The organism is Arthrobacter sp. MDT1-48-3 (genome assembly GCF_054511015.1).
Genome location: NZ_JBTNDL010000001.1, coordinates 863,279 through 890,043 on the forward strand (window position 1 = coordinate 863,279; position 26,765 = coordinate 890,043).

Consider the following 26,765-nt stretch of genomic DNA (forward strand, 5'->3'; position numbering starts at 1 on the left):
CGCGACGAGCCGCTTCCGGCCCGCCGCGCCGCCGTCGGACGCGGATCGGAGGAACTAGGAGGCGCGACCGGCCGGGGTGATCCCGCCGGAGCAGGCAGCGCCGGGCTCGCGCGTCTGCTCGCCCTGGATGTACTTGTCGAGGAAGGTGGCCAGACGCGCATCGTCCGCGGAGTCGACCTCGAGCTGCAGGCCCCAGGCACTGGCGGCGACCGGGGTGCCGAGGTCCGGGTAGGGGCTGAGCAGCACGTAGGAACGCGTCCCCACGAGTTCGGTCAGCTTGTCGATCTCCTCCTGCCCGATCTCCGGGTCGTAGGTGATCCAGACGGCTCCGTGCTCCATGGAGTGCACGGAGTTCTCATTGGGCACGGGCTCCGTGTAGACGCCGCAGTTGGTCCAGACGGGGCTGTGGTCCCCGCCGACGGGGGGCGACTGCTCGTACTCGACCGGGCCGTCGACGTGGTTGAACGTCACGTCGGGATATTCCTGGATCCCCTCGATGGGCTGCGAGGCGGCAGCCTCACGGTCCCGGTTCACCTGCACCTGGTTCACGATGACGAGGGTCACGGCGATGATGACCGCGAGGATCACGGCTCCGATACCACCGAAGATCAGGGCGTTGCGCTTGCGTTCACCGGCCCGCTGCTGGGCCTGGATGGCGGCCAGGCGCGCCTGGCGGTCCTGGTTCTCCTGGGAACGTTTCTTGTTCAACGAGGTGTCCTTCGGTGCTGGAGTGGCTGCGGCGTACACCGCGGATCGGATTGCGCCGGAAACAAATGTACCGGCGGGTCGCGCCAGTCCTCGAACCCGACCCAGCGGGTCGCGGCCCGGACGGGCGGCCTAGAGGGCGTCGAGCATGCCCTGCATGAGCGTGATCTCGGCCTGCTGGCCGGACTGGATCTTGGTGGCCAGTGACCGGACCTGGCTCGTCTCCGCGAGTTCGGCACCCGCCTCGGCCATCTCGACGCCGGCCGTGTGATGGTTGATCATCAGCGTGAGGTAGAGCCTCTCGGCGTCCTCGCCGTCGGCGGCGCGCAGTTCCTCGAGCTGGGCCTCGGTCGCCATCCCGGGCATGAGGCCGTCGGCGGTGAGCATGGACGCGCCGTCCCCCGAGCCCATGTCCATGCCGCCGTGGTCACCGGATCCCGCGGCCATCCACTCCATGCGGGGTTGCGGGCTGCTCATGCCCAGCCCCCACTCCTCGAGCCAGGCGTACATCTGCCCCGCCTGCTGCTGCTGGGTGAGTGCGATGTCGTAGGCGATCGCGCGGAGCGTCTCGTCGGTGGCGCTGTCACGCACGATCATCGACATTTCGACGGCCTGGTTGTGATGCACCTGCATGTCCCGGGCGAATCCCGCATCCGCGCTGTCCGTGCCCGGATACGAGGGCCCTGCCGAGATGCGTCCTGCGGTGAAGGCCAGCGCGAAGAGGGCGAGTACCGCGATCGCGGCGAGGATCAGGAGCACTCGTTTCTGCCAGCCGGACAGCGAGAGGGTCATGGACGTCCTTGGATTCGGAGGTGTGCCGGTCAGCCACCCTACGGTGTCCGGCTGGGCGTTTCCTTGACACGGGAATATCCGGTCGAAGTGGCGGCTTATACCCCCTGAGGGTATCGTAGACGACATGCGAGGAGCGAATCGATGACCACCGAGACCACAACGGACGGGACCTCGGCACCGCACGGCTACACCGCCGACAAGGACGCCTACCTCAAACGGCTCCGCCGTATCGAGGGCCAGGTGCGCGGCATCGCGCGGATGGTCGACGAGGACAAGTACTGCATCGACATCCTGACCCAGGTCGCAGCCGTCAACAAGGCACTCCACGCGGTCTCCATGGGACTGCTCGAAGAACACATCTCACACTGCGTCGTCGGGGCAGCCCAGGAGTCCCAGGTCTCCGGCAACGACGACGCCGTCCAGGAGAAGGTCCAGGAAGCGACGGCCGCGATCGGCCGGCTCCTGCGCTGATCCGCCACCATCCACCCCGATCCGAGGAGAACACCATGACCACCACCACGATCAACATCACCGGCATGACCTGCGGCCACTGCGTCAGTGCCGTCGAGAGCGAGCTGTCCGGGCTCCCCGGCGTCGAGACCGTCGACGTCGACCTCGTCAACGGCGGGACGTCGACCGCCACCATCTCGTCCTCCGCGCCACTGGATGCCGCCTCGATCGACGAAGCCGTCGCCGAAGCCGGTTACACCGTGGTGCCCGCCGGGTCCTGACATGGCCACGCAGCAGATCCCGGCGCAGGGTGCCGACCAGGAGCAACGCGTCGTCGAACTGTCCATCCAGGGCATGACGTGCGCGTCCTGCGTGGGCCGTGTCGAGCGGAAGCTCGGCAGGCTCGACGGCGTCGAGGCGAGCGTCAACCTGCCACTGGAGAGCGCCGTGGTCAGGGTCCCCGCCTCCATCAGCGACCAGGACCTGATCGACACCGTCACAGCCACCGGATACGGAGCCCACGTGGTGCATCCCGACCGACCGGGCGGGGACGCGCACGACCACGAGCACACGCCGTCCCTGCTCGGGGCCCGGCTGGTGCTCGCCGCACTCCTGTCCGTGCCGGTCCTGTTGATCTCCATGGTGCCCGCACTCCAGTTCGCGAACTGGGGGTGGGTGGTCTTCGCGTTGTCCGTCCCCGTGGTCACCTGGTCCGCGTGGCCGTTCCACCGGGCCGCCGCCGTCAACGCACGGCACCTGTCCTCCACCATGGACACCCTCGTGTCCATCGGCGTCACTGCGGCCTTCCTCTTCTCGGCCTGGCAGCTCGCCGCCGATCCCACCCTGACGCAGCACCCCGGCATGGCCGGCATGGACGCGCATGCCCTCTACTTCGAGGTGGCCGCCGTCGTCGTGACGTTCCTGCTGCTCGGCCGCTTCCTCGAGGCGTCGGTCAAGCAGCGGGCCGGGAACGCCCTGAAGTCGCTCCTGAGCCTTGGCGCCAAGGAAGCGCATGTGCTCCGCACCGTCGACGGCGAGCGCATCGAGGTCACCCTGCCCGCCGACACGCTGATCCCGGGCGACGAGTTCGTGGTCCGTCCGGGCGAGAAGATCGCCACCGATGGCGTGGTCACCGAGGGCGCCGGCGCCGTCGACACCGCACTGCTCACGGGAGAGAGCATCCCGGTCGAGGTCACCGCGGGCGACGCCGTCACGGGCGCCACGATCAACACCTCGGGCAGGCTCGTGGTCCGCGCGACGCGCGTCGGTTCCGACACCGTGCTCTCGCACATGGGCCGCCTCGTCAGCCAGGCGCAGAGCGGGAAGGCCCGGATCGCCCGGCTCGCGGACCGCATCAGCGCCGTCTTCGTCCCCGTGGTGCTCGTCCTCGCGATCCTCACCTTCGTGCTCTGGCTCGTCCTCACGGGCGACCTCGACGCGGCCTTCACCGCGGCCGTCACGGTCCTGGTGATCGCCTGCCCCTGCGCCCTGGGCCTCGCGACGCCCACAGCTCTGCTCACCGGCACGGGCCGCGGCGCGCAGCTCGGGATCCTCATCCGCGGACCCCAGGTCCTCGAGGACACCCGGACCGTGGACACGATCGTGCTGGACAAGACCGGCACGGTCACCACGGGCGCCATGGCCGTGGACGACGTCGTCGTGCTGTCCGACATGGACGCCCCCGGCCTGCTGCGCCTCGCGGGCGCCGTCGAGGCCGCGAGCGAGCACCCCATCGCCCAGGCGATCGCCCGGCACGCCGCCGCGCGGAGCAGGCTCCCGGAGACGACGGGCTTCTCCAGCGCTCCCGGCGGCGGCGTGCGCGGCGAGGTCGACGGCGTGACCGTCACGGCCGGCCGGGCAGCCTGGCTGGAGGAGAACGGGATCCGCCCCACCGGTGAGCAGACCGCGGCCTTCGGCACCGCCGAGGACGCGGGAGCGACGGCGGTGTGGGTGGCCGTCGACGGCGACGTCGCAGGCATCATCACCCTGTCCGACACCGTCAAGGAGGGTTCCGCGGCCGCGATCGGACACCTGCGCCGGCTCGGGCTGCGGCCCGTCCTGCTCACGGGCGACAACCGCGCCGTGGCCCTGCAGGTGGCTGCCGCGGTGGGGATCGACGCCGCGGACGTCCGCGCCGGGGTGACTCCGGCGGGCAAGGTCGACGCCGTGCGCGAACTGCAGGCGGCAGGGGCGACCGTGGCCATGGCCGGCGACGGCGTCAACGATGCCGCAGCGCTCGCCCAGGCGGACCTCGGCATCGCGATGGGATCGGGTACCGACGTCGCCATCGAGGCGGCGGACCTCACCGTGATGGGCAACAGTCTGGAGCAGGTGGCCCAGGCGATCGAGCTCTCGCGCCGGACGCTGGGCACCATCAAGGGCAACCTGTTCTGGGCCTTCTTCTACAACGCCGTGGGCATCCCCGTCGCTGCACTGGGCCTGCTCAACCCGATGCTCGCGGGGGCGGCGATGGCGGCGAGTTCCGTCCTCGTGGTCGCCAATTCACTGAGGCTGCGCAGCTTCGGGCGGTGATCCCGCCGGAGCGGTGCCGGCACCCGATCGGCTCCTGCCGACCGGGTGTCGGCACCGCTCCGGTCTTTTCCGCCGTCGGTCCGTCAGCGGGATGTGGCCGATGCCAGATCGGACAGTGATGTCAGGGGGACCTCCCTGGGCCGTTCCACGGTGCTGCGGACGGGGACGGCGATCCCGTCCGCAGCCGACTGCAGGAGGGATTCCATGACGTCGAGGACGTGGTAGGCCAGTTCCCCGTTGGCCCGGTGCTGCTCACCCGGCGTGGTGAGGGCCATGTCCGCGAGGCCGTACCCGCGGCCGGCTCCGATATAGCCTGCACTGGCGGGGAGGACCTCCCACCCGATCTCCCTGTCGTTGCCCCTGTTCTCCAGGGCGCAGACGGACACCTCCCCGTCGAAGTAGTTGGGGTCGGGGACCGTCATGCTGGCCCGTTCGCCGTGGATCTCGATGTTGGAGGATCGCGTCTGCACGGCGTCGAAACTCATGACCAGGGTGGAGAGGGCGCCCGACTCGTGCACGAGCACACCGGTGACGTGCGTGTCGATGGTCACCGGCACCGTCTGGCCCGCCCGTGGTCCGCCGCCGATGGTCCGTTGTTCCCGCGTGTGGCTGGCCGCTCCGATGACGGACGTGACCGGCCCCAGCAGGGTGACCAGCGCCGTGACGTAGTACGGGCCCATGTCCAGCAGCGGCCCGCCACCGGGCACGTAGTAGAAGTCCGGGTTGGGGTGCCAGCGTTCATGGCCGGGCGTGACCATGGTCGCGGTGGCCGAGATGGGCCGGCCGATCAGGCCGTCGTCGATCGCATGGCGAGCGGTCTGGATGCCCGTCCCGAGCACCGTGTCGGGAGCGCACCCCACCCGGACCCCCGCGGCCTCCGCGAGGGCGAGCACCTCCCGGGCCTCGGTCGTGTTCGCCGCCAGCGGTTTCTCGCCGTAGACGTTCTTGCCGGCCGCGATCGCCCGAGCCGCCACCTCCGCGTGGGCGGCAGGGATCGTGAGGTTCAGGACGGTGTCGATCCCGGGGTCGGCCAGGAGCTCGTCCACGGTCAGGGCCCGCACTCCCTCCTGCGAGTCCGCCACGGCCTGCGCCCGGCCCGGGTCCAGGTCCGCCACGGCCTTCAGGTTCACCGATCCCAGCGACGGCAGGGTCTTCAGGTACTGGGCCACGATCGCTCCGCAGCCGATGATTCCGACGTTCAACGGCTCGCCCACAGCAAACCCCTTTCGATGATGGTCCGGACGTTGGGATCGTCGAGGATCTCCACGCGGTGTCCGGGGGTGGCGACGAAGATACGGCCCTCGCCCCACTGGCGGGTCCAGATGGCGGGGGACGTGACGGGACGGTTCCAGGGGTCCCATGCGCGGACGGCCTGGGTCGTCGTCGCAAGCACGTCGATGTAGTCGTCCGCCAGCACCCAGTACTGCTCGGTCACGAGGTCGAAGTCCCCGATGCCGCGGGTGATCGGATGATCCGCGGCGGCCGGGAGCATGGTCACCCGGTACGGCACGTAGTTGTCGGACTGCTCGCCGGTCCTCTCGTCCGGGTGCTTGCCGGGATGGCAGGCGAACTGACCGCCGATGAGGTGGAGGTAGTCGGATTCGTTGCGGTACGAGTCCGCGATCCCGCCGTGCCAGCCCGCGAGTCCGGTCCCGGCCTCGACGGCCGCCCGGAGCCCGGCGAACTCGTCCTTCTCGATGGTGTTCATCGTGTTGCACTGCAGGATCAGGCTGACGGTCGACATGTAGTCGGCATCGGCGTAGATCTTCGGTGACTCCTCGATGCGGACGGTGTAGCCGTGCTCGCGGAGGAACGGGAGAAAGCGGTCCGTGGCTTCGACGGGCTGGTGCCCGTCCCAGCCGCCGCGGACGACGAGTGCTTCCTTGCTGGTCATGATGCCTCTTTCGTGGTCGTGGATCGGCTGTCGCGCCCGCGGGCGGAGAAGGCTGCATCGAACGAGGCCCCCGAGGGGGCTATGGTGGCCAGCTGCCGCACGAGGGCGAGGGCCTCCGGCGCGCCGATGAGGCGATCCATTCCGGCGTCCTCCCATTCGATACTGGTGGGTCCCTGGTAGCCGATCGCGTTGAGCATGCGGAAGATCGGTTTCCAGGGCACGTCCCCGTGCCCGGCGGTGACGAAGTCCCAGCCCCGCCGCGGGTCCCCCCACGGCAGGTGTGAGCCGAGGCGTCCGTTGCGTCCGTTCAGCTGCCGGACGGATTCCTTCACGTGGACGTGGAAGATGTGCGGCGCGAAGTCCTGCAGGAACATCACGGGGTCGAGGTCCTGCCAGACGAAGTGCGAGGGGTCGAAGTTGAGCCCGAAGCCGGGCCGGTTCCTCATGACCTCCAGCGTGCGCCGGGTCGTCCAGTAGTCGTAGGCGATCTCGGACGGATGCACCTCGAGCGCGAAGCGGATCCCCTCGGCGTCGAACACGTCCATGATCGGGTTCCAGCGAGCCGCGAAGTCCTCGTAGCCACGCTCGATCATCCGTTCGGAGGCGGGAGGGAACATCGCGACGTACTTCCAGATGGAGGATCCGGTGAACCCGGTGACCACCGACGCCCCGAGCCGGGCTGCGGCCCGGGCGCTGTCCTTGACGACCTCGGCGGCCCGCCGGCGGACTCCCTCGGGATCGCCGTCCCCCCAGACCTCGGGGGTGAGGATGTCCTGGTGGCGCTCGTCGATCGGGTCGTCGCCGACGGCCTGCCCGGTCAGGTGGATGGCGATCGCGTGGACGGCGAGGTTGTTCTCCTCGAGGATCCGGAGGCGGTCCTGGACGTAGTCGTCGTCCTGCGCGGCCCGCACCGGGTCCAGGTGGTCTCCCCAGCAGGCGATCTCGAGGCCGTCGAAGCCCCACTCGCCGGCCATCCTCGCCACGTCCTCGAACGGCAGGTCGGCCCATTGGCCGGTGAACAGGGTCACCGGGCGCGGGGTGGCAGCTCCGGCCGCGAAGGCCTCAGACATGCTGCCACCCCGAGTCGCTCGCGGCGGACTTCTCGATGGCGTGCAGGACCTTCTGGACGCGCAGTGCCTCGTCGAAGGACGGCGACGGTGTGGTGCCGTCGGCGATGGCCTCCACGAGATCCACGACCTGGTGCGTGAAGCCGTGCTCGTAGCCGAGGCCGTGCCCGGCCGGCCACCAGTTACCCGTGTAGGGGTGCACGGAATCGGTGACGTTGATCGTGCTGAACCCCGCGGTCTCGGGAGGCTGCGTCGCGTCGTAGAACTCCAGCGAGTTCATGTTCTCGAAGTCGAAGGCGAGCGAGCCGAGGCTCCCGTTGACCTCCAGGCGCATGTTGTTCTTCCTGCCGGTCGCGAAGCGGGTGGCTTCGAAGACGCCGATCGCTCCTGACTCGAAGCGTGCACTGAAGATCGCGGCGTCGTCCACCGTCACCGTGCCGGTCGCCCCGTCGCTGGAACCCTGGCCGCCGAGACCCACCAGGGTCCCGCCGAGGGGACGTTCGTGGACGAAGGTGGTGAGGAGGCCGGAGACTCCCGTGATGGGCAACCCGGTCACGTACTGCGCGGCATCGATGCTGTGCGCTCCGATGTCCCCGAGGGAACCCGACCCCGACCTGCTCTTGTCCAGGCGCCAGGTCATCGGTGCGGTCTCGTCCGTCAGCCAGTCCTGGAGGTACTGCGCCCGGACGTGCCGGATCGTCCCGAGCCTCCCCTGGTCGACGAGCCGCCGGGCCAGGGTCAGGGCGGGCGTGCGGCGGTAGGAGAACCCGCACATCGCGAAGACCCCCTTCGCCTCGGCGGGCCGGGCCGCCGCCGCCATACGTTCGGCTTCCTTCACCGAGTTCGCGAGCGGCTTCTCGCAGAGCACGTGCTTGCCCGCTTCGAGTGCTGCGATGGCGATCTCGGCGTGGGTGTCCCCGGGGGTGCAGATGTCGATGAGGTCGACATCGTCACGCTCCACCAGGGCTCGCCAGTCGGTCTCGGTCTCCCGCCAGCCGAACCTGCCGGCCGCCGCCTTCACGGCGGCCGGGTCGCGGCCGGCGAGGACGGCGAGTTCGGGCTGGAGCGGGAGGTCGAAGAAGCGCGGGGCGGTGCGCCAGGCATGGGAGTGCATCGCTCCCATGAAGGCGTAGCCGACCATCCCGACCCGCAGGGCCGATTGCTGTGGAGAAGTCATCAGGCTGGCGATTCCTTTCGGTCTATTTGTTGAACCCGGCGGTCAGTCCGCTGACGAGCTGGCGGCGGGCCAGCACGTAGAGGACCACCAGCGGGAGGGTGGAGAGCACGACGGCGGCGAGGACCGCCGGTATGTTCACGCTGAACTCGTCCTGGAACGCCCAGAGCGAGAGCGGCAGGACCCGTTTGTCGGGACTCTGCGTGAGGATCAGCGGGAAGAGGAACCCGTTCCAGACGTGCAGTGCGTTGTAGATGGCGATCGTGACCACCGCCGGGCGGACCAGCGGCAGGGCGAGGCGCCACATCATGGTGAATTCCGAGCAGCCGTCCAGCCTCATGGATTCGAAGAGTTCCCGTGGGACGTCCCGGAGGAAGTTCGACAGGATCAGCACGGAGATGGGGATGGCGAAGGCGATCGACGGCAGGATCAGCGCCAGCAGTGTGTCATAGAGGTGCGCCTTGGTGATCATGAAGTAGATGGGGATGATGGTCGCCTGCAGCGGGATGGCGAGGCCCATCAGGAACAGCGTATGGGCGGACGTGATGATGCGCCCGCTTCCCCGCACCACCGCGTACGCCGCCATGAACGAGACGATCACGGCCGGGATGACACTTCCCAGCGTCACGATGACGCTGTTCACGAAGTACCGGACGAAGTCCGCCTCGAGGACCGTCCGGTAGTTCGCCAGGGTCGGGTCCGTGGGTGGCGCCAGCGGGTTCGAGCCGAAGAAGCCCGCCTGGTTCTTCAGGCTCGTGATGATCACGTAGTAGACGGGCAGGATGATCAGGGCGAGCCACACCCAGCCGCCGAGCCCCCCGAGGACGTTCGGACTGCTCCTGCCCACCCGCTTCCGCTGGGAGCGCTCGCCCGCCTGCTCATCGGCGCCCTGCGCCGTCTCGGTTGCCAGTGCCATGGCTACGCTCCTTCCAATTGGCTTGCACTGCGGCTGTTGCCGCCGAGCCGCTGCAATACGAGGGCGAGACCCAGCCCGATCACCACGAGGATCACGCCGAGGGCACTCGCTGCTCCCATGTCGTTGGCCCGGAAGCCGGTGAGGTACATGTGCAGCGGGAGGAGACGGGTCGCGTACCCCGGCCCGCCTGCCGTGAGGACGAAGATCAGGTCGAAGTACGCCAGGGATCCCAGGACCATGAGGGTGGACGAGGTGATGATCGTGTACTTCAGCTGGGGCAGGGTGATGTGGAAGAACTGCTGGATCCGGCCGGCCCCGTCGATCTGGGCCGCCTCGTAGAAGGACGCCGGGATCTGGCGGACGCCACCCTGGTAGATGAGAGTGTGGAAGGGGACGAACTGCCAGGCGATGACGAAGATGACCACGAACAGCACCAGGTCGGCACTGCCGAGCCAGTTTTGGGCGAGGATCGGCAGGCCCAGGCCCGGACCCATGCCGAAGTTGGGGTCCAGCAGGGCCTTGAACGCGATCGCCACCGCAGCCGACGAGAGCAGCAGCGGGACGAAGTACAGGACGGCCAGCACCGCCCGGTAGCGCTGGTTGCCCGCCGTGAACACGCCCAGGAGGAGGCTGATCGGGACCTGCACCAGGAGCGAGTAGACCATGATCTTCAGCGTGACGATCAGCGCGTTCAGGGTCACCGAGTCGGTGAGTGCGGTTCGCCAGCTCTCCAGTCCGGCCCAGGTGATCGCGCCCAGCCCGTTCCAGTTGGTGAAGCTGAGGAACACCACGCCGAGCAGGGGCAGGACGGCGAAGACCAGGAAGAAGGCCAGCGCCGGGACGACCATCCACGCCGAGGGGCCTTCCGCCCGGGCGCCCCGCACTCTCATGGCGGGCTTGGGCTTCAGCAGCGTGCTCATTTGCCCAGGGTGGCGTTCATGTTCTCGGCGAACTCCTCGGGGGTGATCTCGCCGATGAAGATCTGGTCGAGGTTCGCGAGCATGGCGTCGCCCTGGGCGGGGCTCAGCGCCTGGTCCCAGGAGAGCTGGAAGCTCGGTGCGTCCTGCGCCAGTCCGTAGACGAACTCCACGAAGTCCTTGTCCTCGGAGGCTGCGAGCTGGTCCTCGATGCCGTTGACGGCGGGAACCGCGCCCGAGTCGATCATGGCCTGCGTGTACTCCTCGCTGAACAGTCCGTCCTTGAGGTAGTTCAGTGCGGATTCCTTCTGCTGCTCGGAGGCCGTGGAGGAGACGGACCACATGTTCGCGGGGTTGCCGACCACGTTCGCGGGGTCGCCCGCACCGCCCTCGACCTCGGGGAACGGCACGAATCCGACCTCTCCCGACTCGACGAACTCCGGGGCGTCGTTCTTCAGGTTCTGGTAGACCCACCCGCCGTGGAGCATCATCGCCGCCTTATCGGTGTACAGGAGGGCGCTGTCGGCTCCCGCGTCGGCCGCGATCGAGGAGAAGCCGTTGATGAACCCGCCCGCGTCGACCAGCTCCTGGATCTTCGTGAGGGCCTCGATCACCGCGGGATCGGACCAGGCGTCCTCCTCCCCGTCCAGGATCGCCTGGAAGACCTCGGGTCCGCCGATGCGGTCGACGAGGTAGGACAGCCACATCAGGTTCGGCCACTTCGACTGGCCCGCCAGGGCGAAGGGCGCGATCCCCGCGTCGTTGAACTCCGGTACCAGCGCCATCAGGTCGTCCCAGGTCTCGGGGGGCTCGACGCCCATGTCCTCGAAGACCTGCTTGTTGTAGTAGAGGACGACCGGCTGCATGTTGTTGTTCGGGAGGGCATAGGTCTTGCCGTCGATCACGCCGTTCTCGAGGACGGAGGGGATGTAGCGCTCCTTCACCTCGGGGTTGTCGGCGAGGAACTGGTCCAGGTCGCCGACATGGCCGGCATCGACATAGGACTTCAGTACGCCACCGCCCCACCCGTAGATGAAGGTGGGTCCCTCGCCCGCGCCCACCGCGGTGCGCACCTTGGTCTTGTAGGCGTCGTTCGCGAAGAATTCCTGGTTGATCTTGTCGTCCGCGTTGGCCTTGTTCCAGTCCTCGACGGAGGAGCGGAAGATGTTCTCGCTGCTGCCGGTCAGCGCCCACATGGTGGGGGAATCGGAATCGGCGGCGGGGTCGGCGGGTCCGCTGGATCCGCAGGCGGCCAGGCCGAGGGCGAGGGTGATGGCGGAGGCTGCCGAGATGAGGGAGGTGGTTGTTCGCATTTTCATCAGTTCTTCCGTAGTCGACTCAGCTCGAGGCAGGGGGCCGGCTGAGATGGGCAGGTCAACTCCGCGGGTATGCGGTCGCTGACCGCCACGCTGCGGAAGAGATTTCGAAATGTTTTCGATAACAACAAACTAACAAGGGGAAAGTTACCTGCATCACAGCGGGCGGTCAATACCCCTGCTTCTTCCCTCTTCTGCTAGGGATCTTGCCCTGCGAGACGGAACCCGTCAGACTCGTGCAGGAGGGGGTCGAGTGTGCTCCGGGAAGGATTTCGAAACTTTGTCGGAAAGTGGAGTTCGCACCAGGGCCACCCTGGCGTCCGTCGCCGCCCTCGCCGGAGTCTCGACTCCGACGGTGTCCAAGGTGATCAACGGGCGGGAGGACGTCGCTCCGGCCACCCGGAAGCGCGTGCTGGCGGCACTGCGGTCGTCCGAGTACCAGCCACCCGGGCAGCGGCTCGCCCTCGCACCCCCGGCCTCCACCCTGATCGACGTCGCCGTGGACAGCGTGACGACGGCGTACTACGCGGAGGTGATGGACGGGATCCTCGAGTGCGCGGAGGCGCAGGGAGCGGAGATCGTCCTCTCGAAGACGGGGCTCACGCACCTCACGGCCGGCGAGCGGGCCGAGAAGATGCAGGCGTCGGGCCGCCGCGGCCTCCTCCTCGTCACCTCGCGCTGGTCTCCGCGTGAGATCAAGGACGTGAGGAAGCGCGGCATCGCCGTGGTGGTGATCGACCCCATCAATCCACCCGGGCCCGGCGTGGCGAGCGTTGGCGCCACCAACTGGTCCGGGGGGAAAGCTGCCACGGAACACCTGCTCGGCCTTGGACACACGCGCATCGGGTTCATCGGCGGGCACTCGAGCGCGGAATGCAGCCAGGACCGCGAGCACGGGTACGTGGCCGCCCTCCTCGAGCGGGGTATCCCGATCTCGGAGGAGTACGTCCTGGCGGGCGCCTTCGATCCGGAGACGGGGCGCCAGGCCCTGGCCCGGTTCCTCGCCCTGGACAACCCGCCCTCCGCCATCTTCGCGGCCTCCGACAGTATCGCGCTGGGAGTTCTGGCCGAGGCGCACTCGCTGGGCATGACGGTCCCCGACGAACTGAGCGTGGTCGGCTTCGACGGGACCTACATCAGCGAGCAGTCCTCACCGCAGCTCACCACCGTCGCGCAGCCGCTACGGGACATGGGCCGCGCCGCGGTACGTGCGCTCCTCCGGGAGATGGGCGGGGAGGCGCCCGATGCCACCCGCATGGAACTGGCCACACACCTGATCGTGCGATCCTCGACGGCACCGCTCCGGCCCTGACGCCTCGCCGACCGCCGCCGCACCGGCCACGGAAGCGGTCTGGAACGGGTGCCGATTCTCCGGTTATCCTATAGAATCTACGAAACTCAGAAGGGATCGCAATGACGCGTCTGTTCAACGAACCGGAGAACTTCGTCGACGAGATGATGGACGGCTTCGCCGCCGCCGCCTCGCGCTGGGTCCAGCAGATCCCGGGGGGCGTGGTGCGTGTCGGACGACCGGCGGAACCGACGGTCTCCCTCGTCATCGGGGGAGGCAGCGGACACTACCCCGCCTTCGGCGGCCTCGTGGGCCCGGGCCTGGCGCACGGGGCGGTGATGGGCAACCTCTTCGCCTCACCGTCGGCCCACCAGGTACGCACCGTCGCCCGGACGGCCGACCAGGGGCGCGGGGTCCTCCTGTCCTACGGGAACTACGCGGGCGACGTCCTGCACTTCGACGAGGCACAGGCCGAACTGCGCGAGGCGGGGATGGACGTCCGGACGGTGACCGTGACCGACGACATCATCAGCGCGCCCCGGGGCGAGGAACACAAGCGCCGCGGGATCGCCGGCGACCTCACGGTGTTCAAGGTCGCGGGTGCAGCCTGCGAGGAGGGCTACGACCTCGACGGCGTCGAGCGTGTCGCACGGCGCGCCAATGACAGGACGCGCTCCCTCGGCGTCGCCTTCGGCGGCTGCACCCTCCCCGGCGCCGATGCGCCGCTCTTCGAAGTCCCTGCAGGACGCATGGCCGTCGGTCTGGGCATCCACGGGGAGCCCGGCATCGACGAGGTCGACATCCCGACGGCGGCGGGCCTCGCCGAACTGTTCGTCAGCAGTCTCCTCGAGGAGGTGCCGGACGGCGTCGACCTGGCGGGCGCGCGCGTCGTGCCCCTGCTGAACGGCCTCGGGAGCGTCAAGTACGAGGAACTCTTCGTCGTCTACCGCACCGTGCACGCACTCCTCGCTGAGCGGGGTATCAGCATCGTCGATCCCGAGGTCGGCGAGCTGTGCACCAGCTTCGACATGGCCGGCTGCTCCCTCACCCTGCTGTGGCTCGACGAGGAGCTCGAACGTCTCTGGACGGCGCCGGCGGACACCCCCGGCTTCCGGCGCGGACAGGTGGGCGACCAGCAGCGCTTCGACGCGGTGGTGAAGGACGACGCCGAGGAGGTCATCGGAAGCTCCACGGCCGAGTCCCGCGCCTGCGCGGCGACCATCGTCACGGCCCTCGAGGCGCTCGCACGCACGGTGGACGAGCACGCCGACGAACTCGGCCGCCTCGACCAGGTGGCGGGCGACGGCGACCACGGGATCGGCATGCAGCGCGGCGCCCATGCCGGCCGGGACGCGGCTCGAGCCGCCGTCGAGCAGGGTGCCGGCGCCGAGACGGCCCTGCGTCACGCGGCCAACGCCTGGAGCGACCGCGCCGGTGGCACCTCGGGCGCCATCTGGGCGACGATGCTCAAGGCGCTCGGAACCGTGGTCGGCGACGACGCGCGCCCCACCCCGAAGGACCTCGCACGCGGGATCTCCGCGGCCAGGGACGCCGTGATGGCCTTCGGAAAGGCGAAGGTCGGCGACAAGACCATGGTCGACGCCGTCGTCCCCTTCTCCGATGAACTCTCGACACGGGTGGGCGACGGATCCGGGCTCGCCGAGGCGTGGGCGGGAGCAGCCGCCGCGGCCACGGCAGCGGCGGAGGCCACGGCGTCGATGCGCGCCACCCTGGGGCGCGCGCGGTCCCACGGCGAGAAGTCCGTCGGGACGCCGGACCCCGGCGCGGTGTCCTTCGCGCTGATCTGCACCACCGTCTCGGACGTCATCCGTAACGCACCGGGCGCCCGCCCGGACGACCACTAGGAGGAAACATGGCACTCAGGCTGATCGTCGGCTGCGACGACGCGGGATACCAGTACAAGGAGATCCTCAAGCGGGATCTCGAACAGAACGACCTCGTCGAGTCGGTGGTCGACGTCGGCGTGGGCGAGGACGGGCACACGTCCTATCCGAAGATCGCGATCGAGGCCGCCGAGCGCGTCGCGCGGGGCGAGGCGGACCGGGCGCTGCTCATCTGCGGAACCGGCCTCGGCGTCGCCATCGCCGCGAACAAGGTGCAGGGCATCCGCGCCGCCACGGCCCACGATCCCCTGTCCGTGGAGCGGTCCGTCCTGTCCAACGACTGCCAGGTGCTCTGCATGGGCCAGCGCGTCATCGGCAGCGAACTCGCCCGCCGGCTCGTCCGGGAATGGCTGACCTACACGTTCGACACCTCGAGTGCGTCCCAGGCGAAGGTGGACGACATCTGCGCCTACGAGGGCGTGTAGCGCACCCATGCCGAGGTTCACCATCGGCTCGAGCCTCAAGATGTACTTCGGCCATCGGCGCCAGCTCGAGTGGACGCGCCAGGTGGCCGAGATCGCCTCGACCCATCCGGCGGTCCAGCAGGGCGTGGTGGAGCCCTTCGTCATCCCGACGTTCCCGTCCATCCCCGCCGTGCGGGACCTCGCCGTGCCCGGGGGGCTGCTCGTGGGAGCGCAGGACGTGCACTGGGAGGATGCCGGCGCCTACACAGGCGAGGTGTCGGCGGCCGAACTGGCGGAGATCGGCGTCCGGCTGGTGGAGATCAACCACGCGGAGCGGCGGTCGATGTTCGGCGAGACGGACTCCACCGCTGCCCGGAAGGTCCTGGCGAGCCTCCGCCATGGCCTCGTGCCGGTCCTCTGCATCGGCGAGGAGGAACAGGGCGAGCACTCCTCGGCGATCCGGGCATGCGTGCAACAGCTCGAGGCGTGCCTCGCGGCCGCGCGCCGCGACGGGACCGGCGGGCAGGTGATCGTGGCCTACGAGCCCGTCTGGGCGATCGGCAAGGCCGATCCGGCACCCGACACCCACATACGGGCCGTCACCGGCGCCCTCCGTGCACACCTGCGCGACGACGGACTGGTGCAGGAGCCACGGGTGATCTACGGCGGCAGTGCCGGCCCCGGGCTGCTGGGGCGCATCGCTCCCGATGTCGACGGCATGTTCCTCGGCCGATTCGCCCATGATCCGGCCGCGTTCGCGGATATCCTGGACGAGGCATGGGAGATTGGGGTCGGTGATGACAGCAGCGCACTCTGACCAACCGGCTCCGGACATCGACCGGCGCGGCCTGCGGGACCGCGTGTACGACCGGATCCTGGACATCCTCCTGTCGAGCGAGATGGAACCAGGGGCGAGACTGTCGATCGACACCGTCGCCAAGCAGCTCAAGGTCTCGCCGACGCCCGTCCGGGAGGCCATGGTCCAGCTCGAACGCACCGGACTCGTGACCCGGGAGGCGCTCAAGGGGTACCGCGTCGCTCCTCCCCTCGGCCCCGAGCAGCTCGACGAGCTGTTCGAGGCGCGGATCATGCTCGAGGTCGAGGCCGCCCGGCTCGCAGCACCACGTGCTGCCTCCTTCCTGCCCGCCCTGCGCCAGGCACACGAGCACCACCACGAGATGGGTGAGCGGGTCACCGCCGCGATGCTGAGGGGTGACGTCCCGATCCGGACCATCCACGACTATTTCGACGCCGACAACGCCTTCCACCTGGTCGTCCTCGACGCCGCGGGCAACCGCTACGTCCAGGACATGTACGCCAACCTGGGAGCGCTGACCCACCGGATGCGGCAGGCCGTCATCAGGGGGACGAGCGATGTCTCCGAAGCGGCCGCGGAGCACGCCGCAATCCTGGACGCCTTCGCTTCTGAAGACGCCGAAGCACCCGTCCGGGCCCTGCGGGCCCACATCGAGGGCGTCCGTGCCCGCTCCCTGAGCGACTCGCCCCCGAGCTGAAGCGCCTGTTCCGAAAAGCCTTGCAGAGCCGGGAACCTGCGTCTATATTTCCTATAGGATCTTTCCTCTTCCCCGGTATCCCCGATTGCAATGGAGCAAGAAGATGTCTCTGCACCCCGCCTTCTCGGCGCAGGACTGGCCGATCGCCACCTGCCTGCACGGCATTCCCACGGTGAGCAAGGAGGGAGTCGCACTCCACGACGCCGCCCCCGAGGCCTGGGACGACATGTTCAGCCAGGTGGAGCACGTCGGATTCTCGCTGGCCGAGCTCGCCGACAGCCACGTCCGGCCGGCCGACCTCGAACCGTCCCGGCGCGACGAGTTCCTGTCCATCGCCGCCTCGCACGGCGTCCGGATCCCGTCGGTCCACCTGCAGCGGCAGAGCGTGATCATGCCGGGCCACGAGGAGCGCAATCTCGCCTACGCCCACCGGACGATCGACGCGGCGGCCGAGTGGGGCATGGAGGTCTTCTCCACCGGACTCCACCAGCCCTTCAGCGAGGCGCAGCGGCGCGCGCTGTGGTTCTGGACGGCGCAGGGGCCGAAGGACCCGGATGATCCGGAGGTATGGCAGGCGGCGGTCACCCGGCTGCGGGAACTCGGCCGGCATGCGGCCGACGTCGGACTGAAGATGTCCCTGGAGCTGTACGAGGACACGTACCTCGGCACCGGTGACAGCGCCGTGCGGCTCGTCGAGGAGATCGGCCTCGACAACGTGGGGATCAATCCCGACATCGCCAACCTCATCCGCCTGCACCGCCCCGTGGAGGACTGGCGCGAACTCCACGCGAAGCTCCTCCCCTATGCCAACTACTGGCACGTGAAGAACTACACGCGGGACGAGGCAGCCGACGGCTCATGGGCGACGAGCGTCCCCAGCTCGATGGAGGCCGGGCTGATCAACTACCGCCAGGTGATCCGCGACGCCATCGAGCTCGGCTTCGACGGCATCTTCCTGTGTGAACACTACGGCGGGGACAGCCTCGGCAACTGCGCCACCAACCAGACCTACATCCGCTCACTCCTGCCTGGGAAGAAGGACGCATGACACCGAAGAGAATCGCCGTCGTCGGATCGGGCTACATGGGCGGCGGCATCGCCCAGGTCCTCGCCCTGGCCGGGCACACCGTCCGCATCGCGGACGTGAGCGCCGAGATCGCGGAATCCAACCTCAAGCGCCTGTTGACCGAGGCGGAGCAGTTCGCCGCCGACGGCCTCTTCCCCGTGGATGCCCGCGAACGCATCGAGGCGAACGTCTCGGCCGCCGACTCGATCGAGGACGCGGTGTCCGACGCCGAATTCATCGAGGAGGCCGTGCCGGAGCGCATCGAGATCAAGCACGAGACACTCCGGCGGATCTCCGCGGCGGCCCGACCCGATGCCATCATCGGCTCGAACACCTCCACCATCCTGATCGCGGCCCTCGCGGAGGCGGTGGAGCATCCGGAGCGGTTCCTGGGCGTCCACTTCTCGAACCCCGCACCCTTCATCCCCGGCGTCGAACTCATCCCGCACCCGGACACGGACGACGCCGTCATCCCCGTGGTCGAGGAGATCGTCGCCTCCACCGGCAAGGAGACGGCGCGGGTGAAGGATGCCACCGGCTTCGTGCTGAACAGGCTCCAATACGCGCTGTTCCACGAGGCCACGCAGATCGTCGAGGAGGGCATCGCGACCCCGGATGACATCGACACGATCGTCCGCACGACCTTCGGCTTCCGGCTCCCCGTCTTCGGCCCCTTCGCCATCGCGGACATGGCCGGACTCGACGTGTACTCGTTCTGCTACGCGTCGCTCCAGACGCGCTGGCCCGAGCGCTTCGCGACACCGGATTCCCTGAAGGAACTCGTCGACGCCGGCAAGTTCGGCACCAAGACCGGCGCGGGCTACCTCGACGTCCCGGCCGAACGCACCCCCGAGCTGATCGCCTACCGCAACAGGGCGTACGTGGCCATCAAGAAACTCATGGACGAACTCGGTCCTGCACCCATCCACTGATCGCAAGGAGATCCTCCCGTGGCATCAGCTTTTCCCGACTCCAGGTCGGTCATCCTCACCGGCGCCGCCTCACCGCGCGGTATCGGTCGCGCGTCCGCGCACCACCTCGCCGGCCTCGGCTGGAACATCGGCATCATCGACCTCGACGACGGGGCGGCCACGGCGGTCGCCCGCGAGATCGCCGAGGAGCACGGCGTCACGGCCGCCGGTGCCGGAGCGAATGTGGCGGACGAATCCGAGGTGCGGGCAGCCTTCGACAGCCTCGAGGCCGCCCTCCCGCAGGTCGTCGCACTGGTGAACCTCGCCGGCGTCTCCAGCCCCGTGCCGTACCTCGAAGTCACTCCCGAGGAGTGGAACCGCGTCATGGGCATCAACATGAACGGCGTCCACTACGCCACCCGGCGAGCCGTCGAGTCCATGGTCGGGCACGGCGTCGGGCGCGTGGTCAACCTGTCCTCGGTGTCCGCGCAGCGCGGTGGCGGGACGTTCTCCAAGACCGTCTACTCCGCGGCGAAGGCCGGCGTCATCGGTTTCACGCGCTCCGTGGCACGTGAACTGGGCGGGGCGGGCATCACCGTCAACGCCATCTCGCCCGGTCCCATCGACACGGACATCATGGGTGGCACGCTCACGGAGGAACGGAAGGCCGCCATGGCGGCCGACGGCGTTCTTCCGCGCATCGGCACCCCCCGGGACATCGCAGCAGCCATCGCCTACCTCATCAGCGAGGACGCCGGATTCGTGACGGGCCAGACCCTGAACGTCGACGGCGGACTCTACATGCACTGACATGGGCGACTGGTCGAAATCCCGCATCCTGTTCCTCGCCGTCGGCATCATCCTCGTCGGTATCGGGGCCTGGCTCATCTTCCCGTCACTCGTGGGCTGAGCCGCACACCACCACCACAACAACCGCACTAAGGAGAGTCCCATGTCCGCTACGGACGCGGTCAAAGACGACCTGGACAGCCCCGCGCTTGCCTCCGCCGTCAAGAAAGCTGCACGGCACCTGATGCCGATGCTCATCATCCTGTACTTCGTCGCGTTCCTGGACCGCACGAACGTGGGCTACGCCGAGGATGCCCTCGAGATGGACCGCGGCATCAGCGCCGGAGCGTTCGCCCTCGGTGCCGGCATCTTCTTCATCGGCTACGCGATCTTCGAGATCCCGTCCAACCTGCTGCTCAAGAAGTTCGGGGCACGCTGGTGGCTGGCCCGGATCGCGGTGACCTGGGGCATCGTCGCCGCGGCCTTCGCCTTCACGTCCGGCGACACCATGTTCATCATCCTGCGATTCCTGCTCGGCGTGACCGAGGCCGGGCTCTTCCCGGGCGTCATCATGTTCCTCTCGGAGTGGTTCCCCAACAAGGTCCGCGTCCAGATGTTCGCACTGTTCTACCTTGCCCAGCCCTTCTCGCAGATGCTCGGCAATCCCATCTCGGGGGCGCTGATCTCCTTCGGGGACACCTACACCCCGTGGCGCGGCTGGCAGGTCATGTTCTTCACCGAGGGCATGATGGCCGTCATCGCCGGCATCGCCGCCATCTTCTTCCTGATCGACAGTCCGCAGAAGGCGAAGTGGCTGGACAAGGACGAGAAGCGCGCACTGCTCAGGGTCATGGAAGCGGAGGACGAGGTCCGCAGTACGGACGGGCCCTCCGGCATCATGCGGGCCATGGGCAACTGGAAGGTCTGGTACTTCACCGTCATCTACTTCTGCCTCCAGGTCGCGGTCTACGGCACCACGTTCTACCTCCCGCAGCAGGTCCGGCGCATCATCAGCCCGGACGCCGAGTTCTGGCAGATCGGCCTCATCTCGGCCATCCCCTGGTTCGTCGGCCTGTTCGTCTGCTACATCGTGGGCAAGAACGCCAACACCATCCGGCGTCGCCGCACGTGGGGCACCATGTTCTACACCTCGACCGGCCTGGCCACCATCGGTGCCGCCTTCGCCGGCGAGAACGGGATGCCCGTCCTGGCGATCGCCTTCCTCGTGGTCTCGGTCTCCAGCTTCCTGGCCTGCGGCCCCATCACCTGGTCCTATCCGACGGCGTTCCTCACCGGAACGGCAGCGGCAGCGGGCATCGGGCTGATCAACTCGCTGGGCAACCTCGGTGGGTTCGTGGCCCCGATCATGCGCACCGCGATCGATGAACGCTTCACGACCGAGACGGGGCTCTACGGCACCATCTCGGTAGGCGTCTTCGCCTTCCTGGCCGCGGTGATGTTCATCCTGACCCGCAACATGCGGTCCCGCTCGGATGCCCTGCTGGCAGCCGAGGAGAAGACGGCGGCAGCACCCGGCCACTGACGGGGCGATCACCGGTGGCGGTACGACGATCCTCCGCACCGCCACCGGCACGTCCCCCCGACCGCCGTCCAGGCGTCCAGGCGTCCAGGCGCCCAGGCGTCCACCCACCGCATCACGGAGCGCTGCATGCCCACTGAAACGCACCTGCTGTCCGACTACCCGCCGGGCGCGCCCATCTCCGCGGGAGAGGTGGCGGCAGCCGTCCGGTCCGCCGGGCGCCCGCCGCGGATCTTCGTCGTCCTCGACGACGACCCGACCGGGACGCAGTCCGTCGCGGACCTCCCCGTCCTGACCCGGTGGGAGACCGAGGACTTCTCCTGGGCCTTCCATCAGGGGAAGCCGGCCGTGTACGTGCTCACGAACACCCGCAGCCTCGACGCACCGGAGGCGGCGGCCCGGAACGAGGAGATCGTCCGGAACGCCCTCGCCGCAGCGGCGGCGGAAGCCTCCGCCCTGCGACTCGGCTTCGTGAGCCGCGGCGACTCCACGCTCCGCGGACACTTCCCCCTCGAACCCGACACGATCGCCGCGACCGTCCTCGACGCCACGGGCGAGTCCACCGACGGCGTCGTGATCGTCCCGGCTTTCCCGGACGCCGGACGGATCACGATCGGCGGCGTGCACTACGTTCGTGCGCCGGAACTCGGCGAGGACCAGCTCGTCCCCGTGTCCGACACGGAGTTCGCCCGTGACGCCACCTTCGGCTACCGGAACGCCTCCCTTGCGCAGTACGTCGAGGAGAAGACCGGCGGACGTGTCCCGGCGGCGTCCGTGATCGTCCTGGACCTCGGCATCATCCGCGCGGGCAGCACGGGTGGCGGCGCTCCCGCGTCGGCCCGTGCCATCGCGGATGCCGTCGCCGATGCGACCGGAGCGACACCGATCGTCGCCGACGTCGTGACCGAGAACGACCTCCGTGCCCTCGCGCTCGGTCTGGAGGAAGCCGAACGCCGCGGGAAGAAGCTCCTGTACCGTGTCGGGCCGCCCTTCATGCGGGCGCGGATCGGCCAGGAGATCCGCGCCGAACTCACCGGCTCCGAGGCCTATGCCGGCAACGAGCCATCGACCGCCGGCGGGCTGATCGTGGTCGGCTCGCATGTGGGGGTCACCACCCGGCAACTCGGCATCCTCACCGAGCAGCACCAGCACGCGCACACCATCGAGATCGACGTCGAGCAGCTCCTCGACGAGCGCGCGGCCTCCCACCTCGACGGGATCATCGAGGACGTCGTCGACCGGCTCGCGCACGGTGACGTCATCCTCCACACGAGCAGACTGCTGGTACGGACCAGTGACGCCGCCGCCAGCCTCCGGATTGCCCGGACGGTCTCGGCCGCCGTCGTCACCGTCGTGAACCGCACCCTCGGACTGTTCCCGCCCCGCTTCGTGATCGCCAAGGGAGGGATCACCTCCTCGGACGTCGCCGCGCACGGCCTGCAGATCAGGCACGCCATGGTCCGGGGCCCGATGCTCCCGGGCATCGTGAGCCTGTGGGAGCCGGTGGACGGGCCCGCGAAGGGCATCCCGTTCGTCGTCTTCGCCGGCAACGTGGGGGACGATTCCTCCCTCGCCGACGTCACGAGGAAACTCAGCTCCACCTTCTGACACCTCCCCGCAGCTCCTACCCAGCATTGGACGGCGATCCCCATGAACGACAGCTACTCCGTCACAGTCCTCGGCCTCGGCGCCATGGGCCTGCCGATGGCCATCCGCCTCGCCACGGGCCTCACGGTCCACGGCTTCGATATCGCGGAGCCGAGGCTCGTGCTGGCACGCGAGGCCGGGATCCGCACCTTCGCCTCGGCACAGGAGGCGGCGACGGGCACGGACGCGCTGCTCCTCGCGGTCCGCAACGGCGAACAGCTCGACGATGTCCTGTTCGGCGACCAGGGGGTGGCTCCCGTGCTGAGGGAGGGCGCCGTCGTCGTCCTCACCAGCACCGTCGGGACCGACGCGATCCCGGCCACCGTCGCACGCCTCGCGGACCACGGCGTCGCCCTGGTCGACGCACCCCTCTCCGGGGGGCCGAAGCGCGCCGGCGAGGGGGACCTCCTGATCGTGGTGGGGGCCGAACCCGTTGCCCTCGAGAAAGCCCGTCCGGTCCTGGACCTCCTGGCGTCCACCCTGACCGTGGTCGGGGACAACCCCGGGGACGGGCAGGCGCTCAAGACCGTCAACCAGCTGCTGTGCGGCGTGCACATCGCGGCCGCGGCCGAAGCGATGGCCCTCGCCGACGCCCTGGGCCTGGACCCCGCCAAGACCCTCGCCGCCCTCCAGGCCGGGGCGGCCGGATCCTTCATGCTCTCGAACCGCGGACCGCGGATGCTGGAGGCCTACTCGGAGGAGGGAGCGGAGGTACTCAGCCGCCTCGACATCTTCGTCAAGGACATGGGTATCGTCGGCAAGGCCACCCGTGCCGCGGGCCTCGCTTCTCCGGTCGCCTCGGCCGCGGAGCAGCTCTACCTGCTGGGACAGGCGCAGGGCCTCGCCGCAGAGGACGACTCGGCGGTGATCCGGGTGATCGCTCCCACCAGGCGCCCCTGAGGAACTGCCCGCACTCCACGCTTCCCGGCACCTGTACGAACACGGGCGGCCCTACCCCGTTCGCCGGCGCCGCGGTCAGCCTCTGGTGCCGGTGCCCTCGACGTGCGCCTCGAGGACGTCGCGGACGCCCGTCCAGGCCTGCGGTCCGTAGCGATCGTTGTCCACGTGCCGCAGCTCGGCCTCACCGCTAAACATGCTGGCGAAGTACTGCATGCCCTGCCATGCCGGGAAGGTCGCCTCCTCGTCCCTCGACACGCGACGGCCGATCCTGGCCATGCCGGACAGGATCCCCGTGGTACCGGCCCACTGCGTGGTGAACGGGGTACCGGTGAGTCCTGTCATGATCCGCGCGATGTCCCGTGCCGTGACGCGGTCCCCCGCCACCTCGACGACACGGGGCGCGGCGTCGTCCAGCGCGACGTGCGCGACGGTCCGGGCGACGTCGTCCTTGCTGGTGAAGTCCAGCACCTGGTCCGGCGAGGACCAGTAGAGCACCCTGCGACGGGCGAAGAGGATCATCGGAGCCTGCCCGGTCAGCATGTCCGCGAAGGCGCCGTTCAGGACGGACGTGGCGCGGATCGGAGCCGCATCGAGGTACGCGGCGAAGTCCCTGCGCAGCTCGAAGTTGCGGTTGCTGCCCGGGCTGACGCGGCGGTAGTCCGCCGAGTAGTCGGAGGGGACGAACCGTGCCACGCCCGCCTCGACGGCCGCGGCGAGCAGCGCCCGCTGGGCATCGAGGACCACCGTCCGCGCGCCGCTGACAGCGGACACGACGACGTCGGTACCGGAGAGGGCGGCGACGAGGCCCGCGTGATCCGTGTAGGCGGCCTCCCGGACCTCCACGCGGTCCTGCTCCCCGAACAGGGCCTGGGCGGTCCCGCTGCCCGGACGGGTGAGGACGCGCACGAGGGCTTCGGGATGCGCGGCGAGCAGTTCGCGGACGATCCGGCGACCGAGGTCACCGGTGGCGCCGGCGACGAGGAGGGTGGTCATGACGGGGTGCTCTTCTCTGTGGGGGCGCTGTCACGGACGTCGGTCCGACGTCGAGGGGGTGGGGAGTCAGGCGCGACCACCGGCTGCTCGGCTCCCGCCGGCGACCCGATGCACGATTCGGCGTCACCGGCGTCGAGCGCGACGCGTGCCATGAGCCGGCGGAGCTGCGACTGCTCGTCCGCGGTGAGTCCGCGCAGGAGTACGCCCTCGACCTCGCGGAGGGCTGCCCGGGCCGAGGCGAGGAGGGCACGGCCGTGGGCGGTGGGCAGGACCTGGCGGATCCGGCGGTCCTGCGGATCCGGTCGGCGTTCGACGAGGGACTCGCGTTCGAGGGCATCGACGACGTAGGTCATCGCGGTCTTGTCGATACCGAGCCGCTGTGCCAGGACGAGCTGCGAGGTCGGATCCTCTGTGGTGATCGCCACGAGGACCTGGTAGCCGCGCGGGCCGCCGGGCACGTCGGCGACGGCGCCCGTCGCGATGCGCGAGAAACCCTGCGACATCGCCTGGAGGGACCAGCCGAGTTCCGTCCGGATGCCTCCGGCCTCCCAGTCGACGCCTGAGGGATCGAGAGGGTCGGGGACAGGAGCAGCGGGCATGAGGCAATAGTAGCAAGGAAAGATGATCTCACTTATAGACGATCTGTGGGTAAGATGATCGAACATCCACCGGTCGGCTCGTCCGCCCCCTGCCCGAAGGTCGCCATGCCCCACGCACACTCCTCCGTATCGGACCTCCCGTCCGTGGAACATTCCAGCGATCCGACGGACGTCCGCCCCTTCAACCTGTACGTCCCGGACGCCGATCTCGATGACCTCCACCGGCGTATCCGGTCCACCCGATGGCCGGACCGCGAGACCGTGGCGGACACATCCCAGGGACCGCGGCTGGAGAAGCTCCAGGCGCTGGCCCACCGCTGGGCCTCCGCGTACGACTGGCGCCGCACCGAGGCGCTGCTCAACGCGTGGGGCCAGTTCACCACCACGATCGACGGGCTCGACATCCACTTCGTGCATGTCCGGTCCTCGGTGCCCGGGGCTCCTGCGTTGCTGCTCACGCATGGCTGGCCAGGATCGGTCCTGGAGTTCCGGCACGTCGTCGGGCCGCTGACCGACCCGGAAGCGCATGGCGGCAATGCCTCGGACGCGTTCGACGTCGTCATCCCGAGCCTGCCGGGATTCGGGTTCTCCGGGAAGCCCACCGGGACCGGCTGGGACACGCAGCAAACGGCCGGGGCCTGGGCCGCGCTCATGGAACGTCTCGGGTACACGCGCTGGTTCGCCCAGGGCGGTGACCTCGGCGCCTCCGTCACCGCCGAACTCGCGGCACTGCAGCAGTCGCAGGACATCGGGCTCGCCGGCATCCACCTCAACATGGCCCTCTTCATGCCCTCCGACGAGGAGATGCATTCGGCCTCCGACGAGGAGCAGGTGATGCTGCGGGAGGGCTGGTACTACTGGCAGACGCTCTCCGCCTACTCGCAGCAGATGTCCACCCGGCCCCAGACGATCGGCTACCCGCTCTCGGACTCGCCGGTCGGTCTCGCGGCGTGGATCTACGCGATGTTCCAGGACGTCGGAGGTTCGCACGACCGGCACGGGGATGCCGAGGCGATCTTCACCCTCGACGAGATGATCGACGACATCATGCTGTACTGGCTGCCCAACACGGCGGCGTCGGCGGCCCGCATGTACTGGGAGGCGGGCAGGAACGGCTGGGCCAACCCGGGAACGATCGAGGAGCCGCTCACGCTTCCCGTGGGGCTCAGCATCATGCCCGGCGAGTACGCCCGCCGTTCACGCCGCTGGGCCGAACGACGCTACACGAACCTGGTGCACTTCAGCGAGGTTTCGGACGGCGGCCACTTCGCGCTGCTCGAGCAGCCGGAGCTCCTCGTCGACGACATCCGGGCGACGTTCCGCCCGCTGCGGTAGGGCGGCCCGTTGGCGGCGTCTCCGCATCATGCGGGTGAGCGATCCGCCACTGGGAGGTCGCCCATCCGCCACACCTCCTTGGAGGTTCGACTTCTTCTGTTCAGCTGTG

At 69.0% G+C, this 26,765-nt stretch carries 26 protein-coding genes; 15 read left to right on the forward strand and 11 right to left on the reverse strand.

What is annotated here, in order from left to right:
* Positions 1-54: 54 nt before the first annotated feature.
* Together ACX80L_RS04275 and ACX80L_RS04280 are read right to left on the reverse strand one after the other, a co-directional pair.
* On the reverse strand, positions 55-708 hold the full coding sequence (locus ACX80L_RS04275) for a DUF3105 domain-containing protein (RefSeq protein ID WP_459287887.1): 654 nt from the start codon (positions 706-708) through the stop codon (positions 55-57).
* A 129-nt stretch (positions 709-837) separates the two neighbouring features.
* Positions 838-1,497: a DUF305 domain-containing protein gene (locus ACX80L_RS04280; protein WP_459287889.1), complete on the reverse strand. Its 660-nt coding sequence runs from the start codon at positions 1,495-1,497 to the stop codon at positions 838-840.
* A gap of 141 nt (positions 1,498-1,638) precedes the next feature.
* Between ACX80L_RS04280 and ACX80L_RS04285 the strand changes: the two genes are divergently transcribed.
* From ACX80L_RS04285 to ACX80L_RS04295, 3 genes are read left to right on the forward strand one after another with little or no spacing between them, the layout of a single operon-like run.
* On the forward strand, positions 1,639-1,968 hold the full coding sequence (locus ACX80L_RS04285) for a metal-sensitive transcriptional regulator (protein WP_459287891.1): 330 nt from the start codon (positions 1,639-1,641) through the stop codon (positions 1,966-1,968).
* A gap of 35 nt (positions 1,969-2,003) precedes the next feature.
* Positions 2,004-2,228 (forward strand): heavy-metal-associated domain-containing protein, encoded by a 225-nt coding sequence (locus tag ACX80L_RS04290; protein ID WP_208740289.1) that lies wholly within the window; start codon positions 2,004-2,006, stop codon positions 2,226-2,228.
* Between the two features lies 1 nt (position 2,229).
* Positions 2,230-4,479, forward strand: coding sequence for a heavy metal translocating P-type ATPase (locus ACX80L_RS04295; RefSeq protein WP_459287893.1), 2,250 nt, complete (start codon positions 2,230-2,232; stop codon positions 4,477-4,479).
* Between the two features lie 83 nt (positions 4,480-4,562).
* On the opposite strand, the gene ACX80L_RS04300 is transcribed toward ACX80L_RS04295, so the two are convergent.
* Genes ACX80L_RS04300 through ACX80L_RS04330 form a run of 7 tightly spaced genes read right to left on the reverse strand, consistent with a single transcriptional unit; the run spans position 4,563 to position 11,766 of the window.
* Entirely contained in the window at positions 4,563-5,693 is a 1,131-nt protein-coding gene (locus tag ACX80L_RS04300; RefSeq protein ID WP_459287895.1) for a Gfo/Idh/MocA family protein, read from the reverse strand.
* On the reverse strand, positions 5,678-6,373 hold the full coding sequence (locus tag ACX80L_RS04305; RefSeq protein ID WP_459269455.1) for a ThuA domain-containing protein: 696 nt from the start codon (positions 6,371-6,373) through the stop codon (positions 5,678-5,680). Before ACX80L_RS04305 ends, ACX80L_RS04300 begins: the two co-directional genes overlap by 16 nt.
* Complete coding sequence (locus ACX80L_RS04310; protein ID WP_459287897.1) at positions 6,370-7,443, reverse strand: sugar phosphate isomerase/epimerase family protein; 1,074 nt, start codon at positions 7,441-7,443, stop codon at positions 6,370-6,372. Before ACX80L_RS04310 ends, ACX80L_RS04305 begins: the two co-directional genes overlap by 4 nt.
* Positions 7,436-8,617, reverse strand: a complete 1,182-nt coding sequence (locus ACX80L_RS04315) for a Gfo/Idh/MocA family protein (RefSeq protein WP_459287899.1) — start codon at positions 8,615-8,617, stop codon at positions 7,436-7,438. Before ACX80L_RS04315 ends, ACX80L_RS04310 begins: the two co-directional genes overlap by 8 nt.
* Positions 8,618-8,639: 22 nt before the next feature.
* On the reverse strand, positions 8,640-9,530 hold the full coding sequence (locus ACX80L_RS04320; RefSeq protein WP_208739840.1) for a carbohydrate ABC transporter permease: 891 nt from the start codon (positions 9,528-9,530) through the stop codon (positions 8,640-8,642).
* Between the two features lie 2 nt (positions 9,531-9,532).
* Positions 9,533-10,450 carry an ABC transporter permease subunit gene (locus ACX80L_RS04325; RefSeq protein ID WP_133079883.1) on the reverse strand — a complete coding sequence of 306 codons (918 nt, stop codon included), beginning with the start codon at positions 10,448-10,450 and terminating at the stop codon, positions 9,533-9,535.
* Entirely contained in the window at positions 10,447-11,766 is a 1,320-nt protein-coding gene (locus tag ACX80L_RS04330) for an extracellular solute-binding protein (RefSeq protein ID WP_133079884.1), read from the reverse strand. Before ACX80L_RS04330 ends, ACX80L_RS04325 begins: the two co-directional genes overlap by 4 nt.
* A gap of 277 nt (positions 11,767-12,043) precedes the next feature.
* Here ACX80L_RS04330 and ACX80L_RS04335 point away from each other — a divergent pair, with 277 nt between their 5' ends.
* From ACX80L_RS04335 to ACX80L_RS04385, 11 genes are all read left to right on the forward strand, one after another.
* On the forward strand, positions 12,044-13,075 hold the full coding sequence (locus ACX80L_RS04335; RefSeq protein ID WP_459287901.1) for a LacI family DNA-binding transcriptional regulator: 1,032 nt from the start codon (positions 12,044-12,046) through the stop codon (positions 13,073-13,075).
* Positions 13,076-13,176: 101 nt separating this feature from the next.
* Complete coding sequence (locus tag ACX80L_RS04340; protein ID WP_459287903.1) at positions 13,177-14,919, forward strand: dihydroxyacetone kinase family protein; 1,743 nt, start codon at positions 13,177-13,179, stop codon at positions 14,917-14,919.
* An 8-nt stretch (positions 14,920-14,927) separates the two neighbouring features.
* Positions 14,928-15,383, forward strand: coding sequence for a ribose-5-phosphate isomerase (locus tag ACX80L_RS04345; RefSeq protein WP_133079887.1), 456 nt, complete (start codon positions 14,928-14,930; stop codon positions 15,381-15,383).
* A gap of 7 nt (positions 15,384-15,390) precedes the next feature.
* On the forward strand, positions 15,391-16,179 hold the full coding sequence (locus ACX80L_RS04350) for a triose-phosphate isomerase family protein (protein ID WP_459287905.1): 789 nt from the start codon (positions 15,391-15,393) through the stop codon (positions 16,177-16,179).
* Entirely contained in the window at positions 16,160-16,876 is a 717-nt protein-coding gene (locus ACX80L_RS04355; protein WP_133079890.1) for an FCD domain-containing protein, read from the forward strand. Before ACX80L_RS04350 ends, ACX80L_RS04355 begins: the two co-directional genes overlap by 20 nt.
* Before the next feature lie 103 nt (positions 16,877-16,979).
* Entirely contained in the window at positions 16,980-17,924 is a 945-nt protein-coding gene (locus ACX80L_RS04360; protein ID WP_133079891.1) for a TIM barrel protein, read from the forward strand.
* Positions 17,921-18,874 (forward strand): 3-hydroxyacyl-CoA dehydrogenase family protein, encoded by a 954-nt coding sequence (locus ACX80L_RS04365; protein WP_459287907.1) that lies wholly within the window; start codon positions 17,921-17,923, stop codon positions 18,872-18,874. The genes ACX80L_RS04360 and ACX80L_RS04365 overlap by 4 nt, the downstream gene beginning before the upstream one ends.
* A gap of 18 nt (positions 18,875-18,892) precedes the next feature.
* Positions 18,893-19,663 (forward strand): SDR family NAD(P)-dependent oxidoreductase, encoded by a 771-nt coding sequence (locus ACX80L_RS04370; RefSeq protein ID WP_133079893.1) that lies wholly within the window; start codon positions 18,893-18,895, stop codon positions 19,661-19,663.
* 142 nt (positions 19,664-19,805) lie between these two features.
* A complete protein-coding gene (locus ACX80L_RS04375) occupies positions 19,806-21,185 on the forward strand; it encodes an MFS transporter (RefSeq protein WP_133079894.1) in 1,380 nt (459 codons plus the stop codon).
* Positions 21,186-21,311: 126 nt separating this feature from the next.
* Positions 21,312-22,790 carry a four-carbon acid sugar kinase family protein gene (locus ACX80L_RS04380; protein ID WP_459287909.1) on the forward strand — a complete coding sequence of 493 codons (1,479 nt, stop codon included), beginning with the start codon at positions 21,312-21,314 and terminating at the stop codon, positions 22,788-22,790.
* A gap of 42 nt (positions 22,791-22,832) precedes the next feature.
* Positions 22,833-23,729: an NAD(P)-dependent oxidoreductase gene (locus tag ACX80L_RS04385; RefSeq protein ID WP_459287911.1), complete on the forward strand. Its 897-nt coding sequence runs from the start codon at positions 22,833-22,835 to the stop codon at positions 23,727-23,729.
* A gap of 75 nt (positions 23,730-23,804) precedes the next feature.
* Here ACX80L_RS04385 and ACX80L_RS04390 read toward each other — a convergent pair whose 3' ends face one another.
* Both ACX80L_RS04390 and ACX80L_RS04395 read right to left on the reverse strand, forming a co-directional pair.
* Positions 23,805-24,722 (reverse strand): NmrA family NAD(P)-binding protein, encoded by a 918-nt coding sequence (locus ACX80L_RS04390; protein ID WP_459287913.1) that lies wholly within the window; start codon positions 24,720-24,722, stop codon positions 23,805-23,807.
* Complete coding sequence (locus ACX80L_RS04395; protein WP_459287915.1) at positions 24,719-25,321, reverse strand: MarR family winged helix-turn-helix transcriptional regulator; 603 nt, start codon at positions 25,319-25,321, stop codon at positions 24,719-24,721. The genes ACX80L_RS04390 and ACX80L_RS04395 overlap by 4 nt, the downstream gene beginning before the upstream one ends.
* A 54-nt stretch (positions 25,322-25,375) precedes the next feature.
* Here ACX80L_RS04395 and ACX80L_RS04400 point away from each other — a divergent pair, with 54 nt between their 5' ends.
* Complete coding sequence (locus tag ACX80L_RS04400) at positions 25,376-26,656, forward strand: epoxide hydrolase family protein (protein WP_459287917.1); 1,281 nt, start codon at positions 25,376-25,378, stop codon at positions 26,654-26,656.
* Positions 26,657-26,765 lie beyond the last annotated feature (109 nt).

Excerpts from the sequence above, each read along its gene's own strand:
- ACX80L_RS04320 (WP_208739840.1), bottom strand. The coding sequence starts at position 9,530 with ATGGCACTGGCAACCGAGACGGCGCAGGGCGCCGATGAGCAGGCGGGC.
- ACX80L_RS04400 (WP_459287917.1), top strand. The coding sequence starts at position 25,376 with ATGATCGAACATCCACCGGTCGGCTCGTCCGCCCCCTGCCCGAAGGTC.
- ACX80L_RS04310 (WP_459287897.1), bottom strand. The coding sequence starts at position 7,443 with ATGTCTGAGGCCTTCGCGGCCGGAGCTGCCACCCCGCGCCCGGTGACC.
- ACX80L_RS04340 (WP_459287903.1), top strand. The coding sequence starts at position 13,177 with ATGACGCGTCTGTTCAACGAACCGGAGAACTTCGTCGACGAGATGATG.
- ACX80L_RS04345 (WP_133079887.1), top strand. The coding sequence starts at position 14,928 with ATGGCACTCAGGCTGATCGTCGGCTGCGACGACGCGGGATACCAGTAC.
- ACX80L_RS04290 (WP_208740289.1), top strand. The coding sequence starts at position 2,004 with ATGACCACCACCACGATCAACATCACCGGCATGACCTGCGGCCACTGC.
- ACX80L_RS04285 (WP_459287891.1), top strand. The coding sequence starts at position 1,639 with ATGACCACCGAGACCACAACGGACGGGACCTCGGCACCGCACGGCTAC.
- ACX80L_RS04280 (WP_459287889.1), bottom strand. The coding sequence starts at position 1,497 with ATGACCCTCTCGCTGTCCGGCTGGCAGAAACGAGTGCTCCTGATCCTC.
- ACX80L_RS04385 (WP_459287911.1), top strand. The coding sequence starts at position 22,833 with ATGAACGACAGCTACTCCGTCACAGTCCTCGGCCTCGGCGCCATGGGC.
- ACX80L_RS04330 (WP_133079884.1), bottom strand. The coding sequence starts at position 11,766 with ATGAAAATGCGAACAACCACCTCCCTCATCTCGGCAGCCTCCGCCATC.
- ACX80L_RS04375 (WP_133079894.1), top strand. The coding sequence starts at position 19,806 with ATGTCCGCTACGGACGCGGTCAAAGACGACCTGGACAGCCCCGCGCTT.
- ACX80L_RS04380 (WP_459287909.1), top strand. The coding sequence starts at position 21,312 with ATGCCCACTGAAACGCACCTGCTGTCCGACTACCCGCCGGGCGCGCCC.
- ACX80L_RS04305 (WP_459269455.1), bottom strand. The coding sequence starts at position 6,373 with ATGACCAGCAAGGAAGCACTCGTCGTCCGCGGCGGCTGGGACGGGCAC.
- ACX80L_RS04315 (WP_459287899.1), bottom strand. The coding sequence starts at position 8,617 with ATGACTTCTCCACAGCAATCGGCCCTGCGGGTCGGGATGGTCGGCTAC.
- ACX80L_RS04295 (WP_459287893.1), top strand. The coding sequence starts at position 2,230 with ATGGCCACGCAGCAGATCCCGGCGCAGGGTGCCGACCAGGAGCAACGC.
- ACX80L_RS04365 (WP_459287907.1), top strand. The coding sequence starts at position 17,921 with ATGACACCGAAGAGAATCGCCGTCGTCGGATCGGGCTACATGGGCGGC.
- ACX80L_RS04395 (WP_459287915.1), bottom strand. The coding sequence starts at position 25,321 with ATGCCCGCTGCTCCTGTCCCCGACCCTCTCGATCCCTCAGGCGTCGAC.
- ACX80L_RS04325 (WP_133079883.1), bottom strand. The coding sequence starts at position 10,450 with ATGAGCACGCTGCTGAAGCCCAAGCCCGCCATGAGAGTGCGGGGCGCC.
- ACX80L_RS04390 (WP_459287913.1), bottom strand. The coding sequence starts at position 24,722 with ATGACCACCCTCCTCGTCGCCGGCGCCACCGGTGACCTCGGTCGCCGG.
- ACX80L_RS04355 (WP_133079890.1), top strand. The coding sequence starts at position 16,160 with ATGACAGCAGCGCACTCTGACCAACCGGCTCCGGACATCGACCGGCGC.
- ACX80L_RS04360 (WP_133079891.1), top strand. The coding sequence starts at position 16,980 with ATGTCTCTGCACCCCGCCTTCTCGGCGCAGGACTGGCCGATCGCCACC.
- ACX80L_RS04350 (WP_459287905.1), top strand. The coding sequence starts at position 15,391 with ATGCCGAGGTTCACCATCGGCTCGAGCCTCAAGATGTACTTCGGCCAT.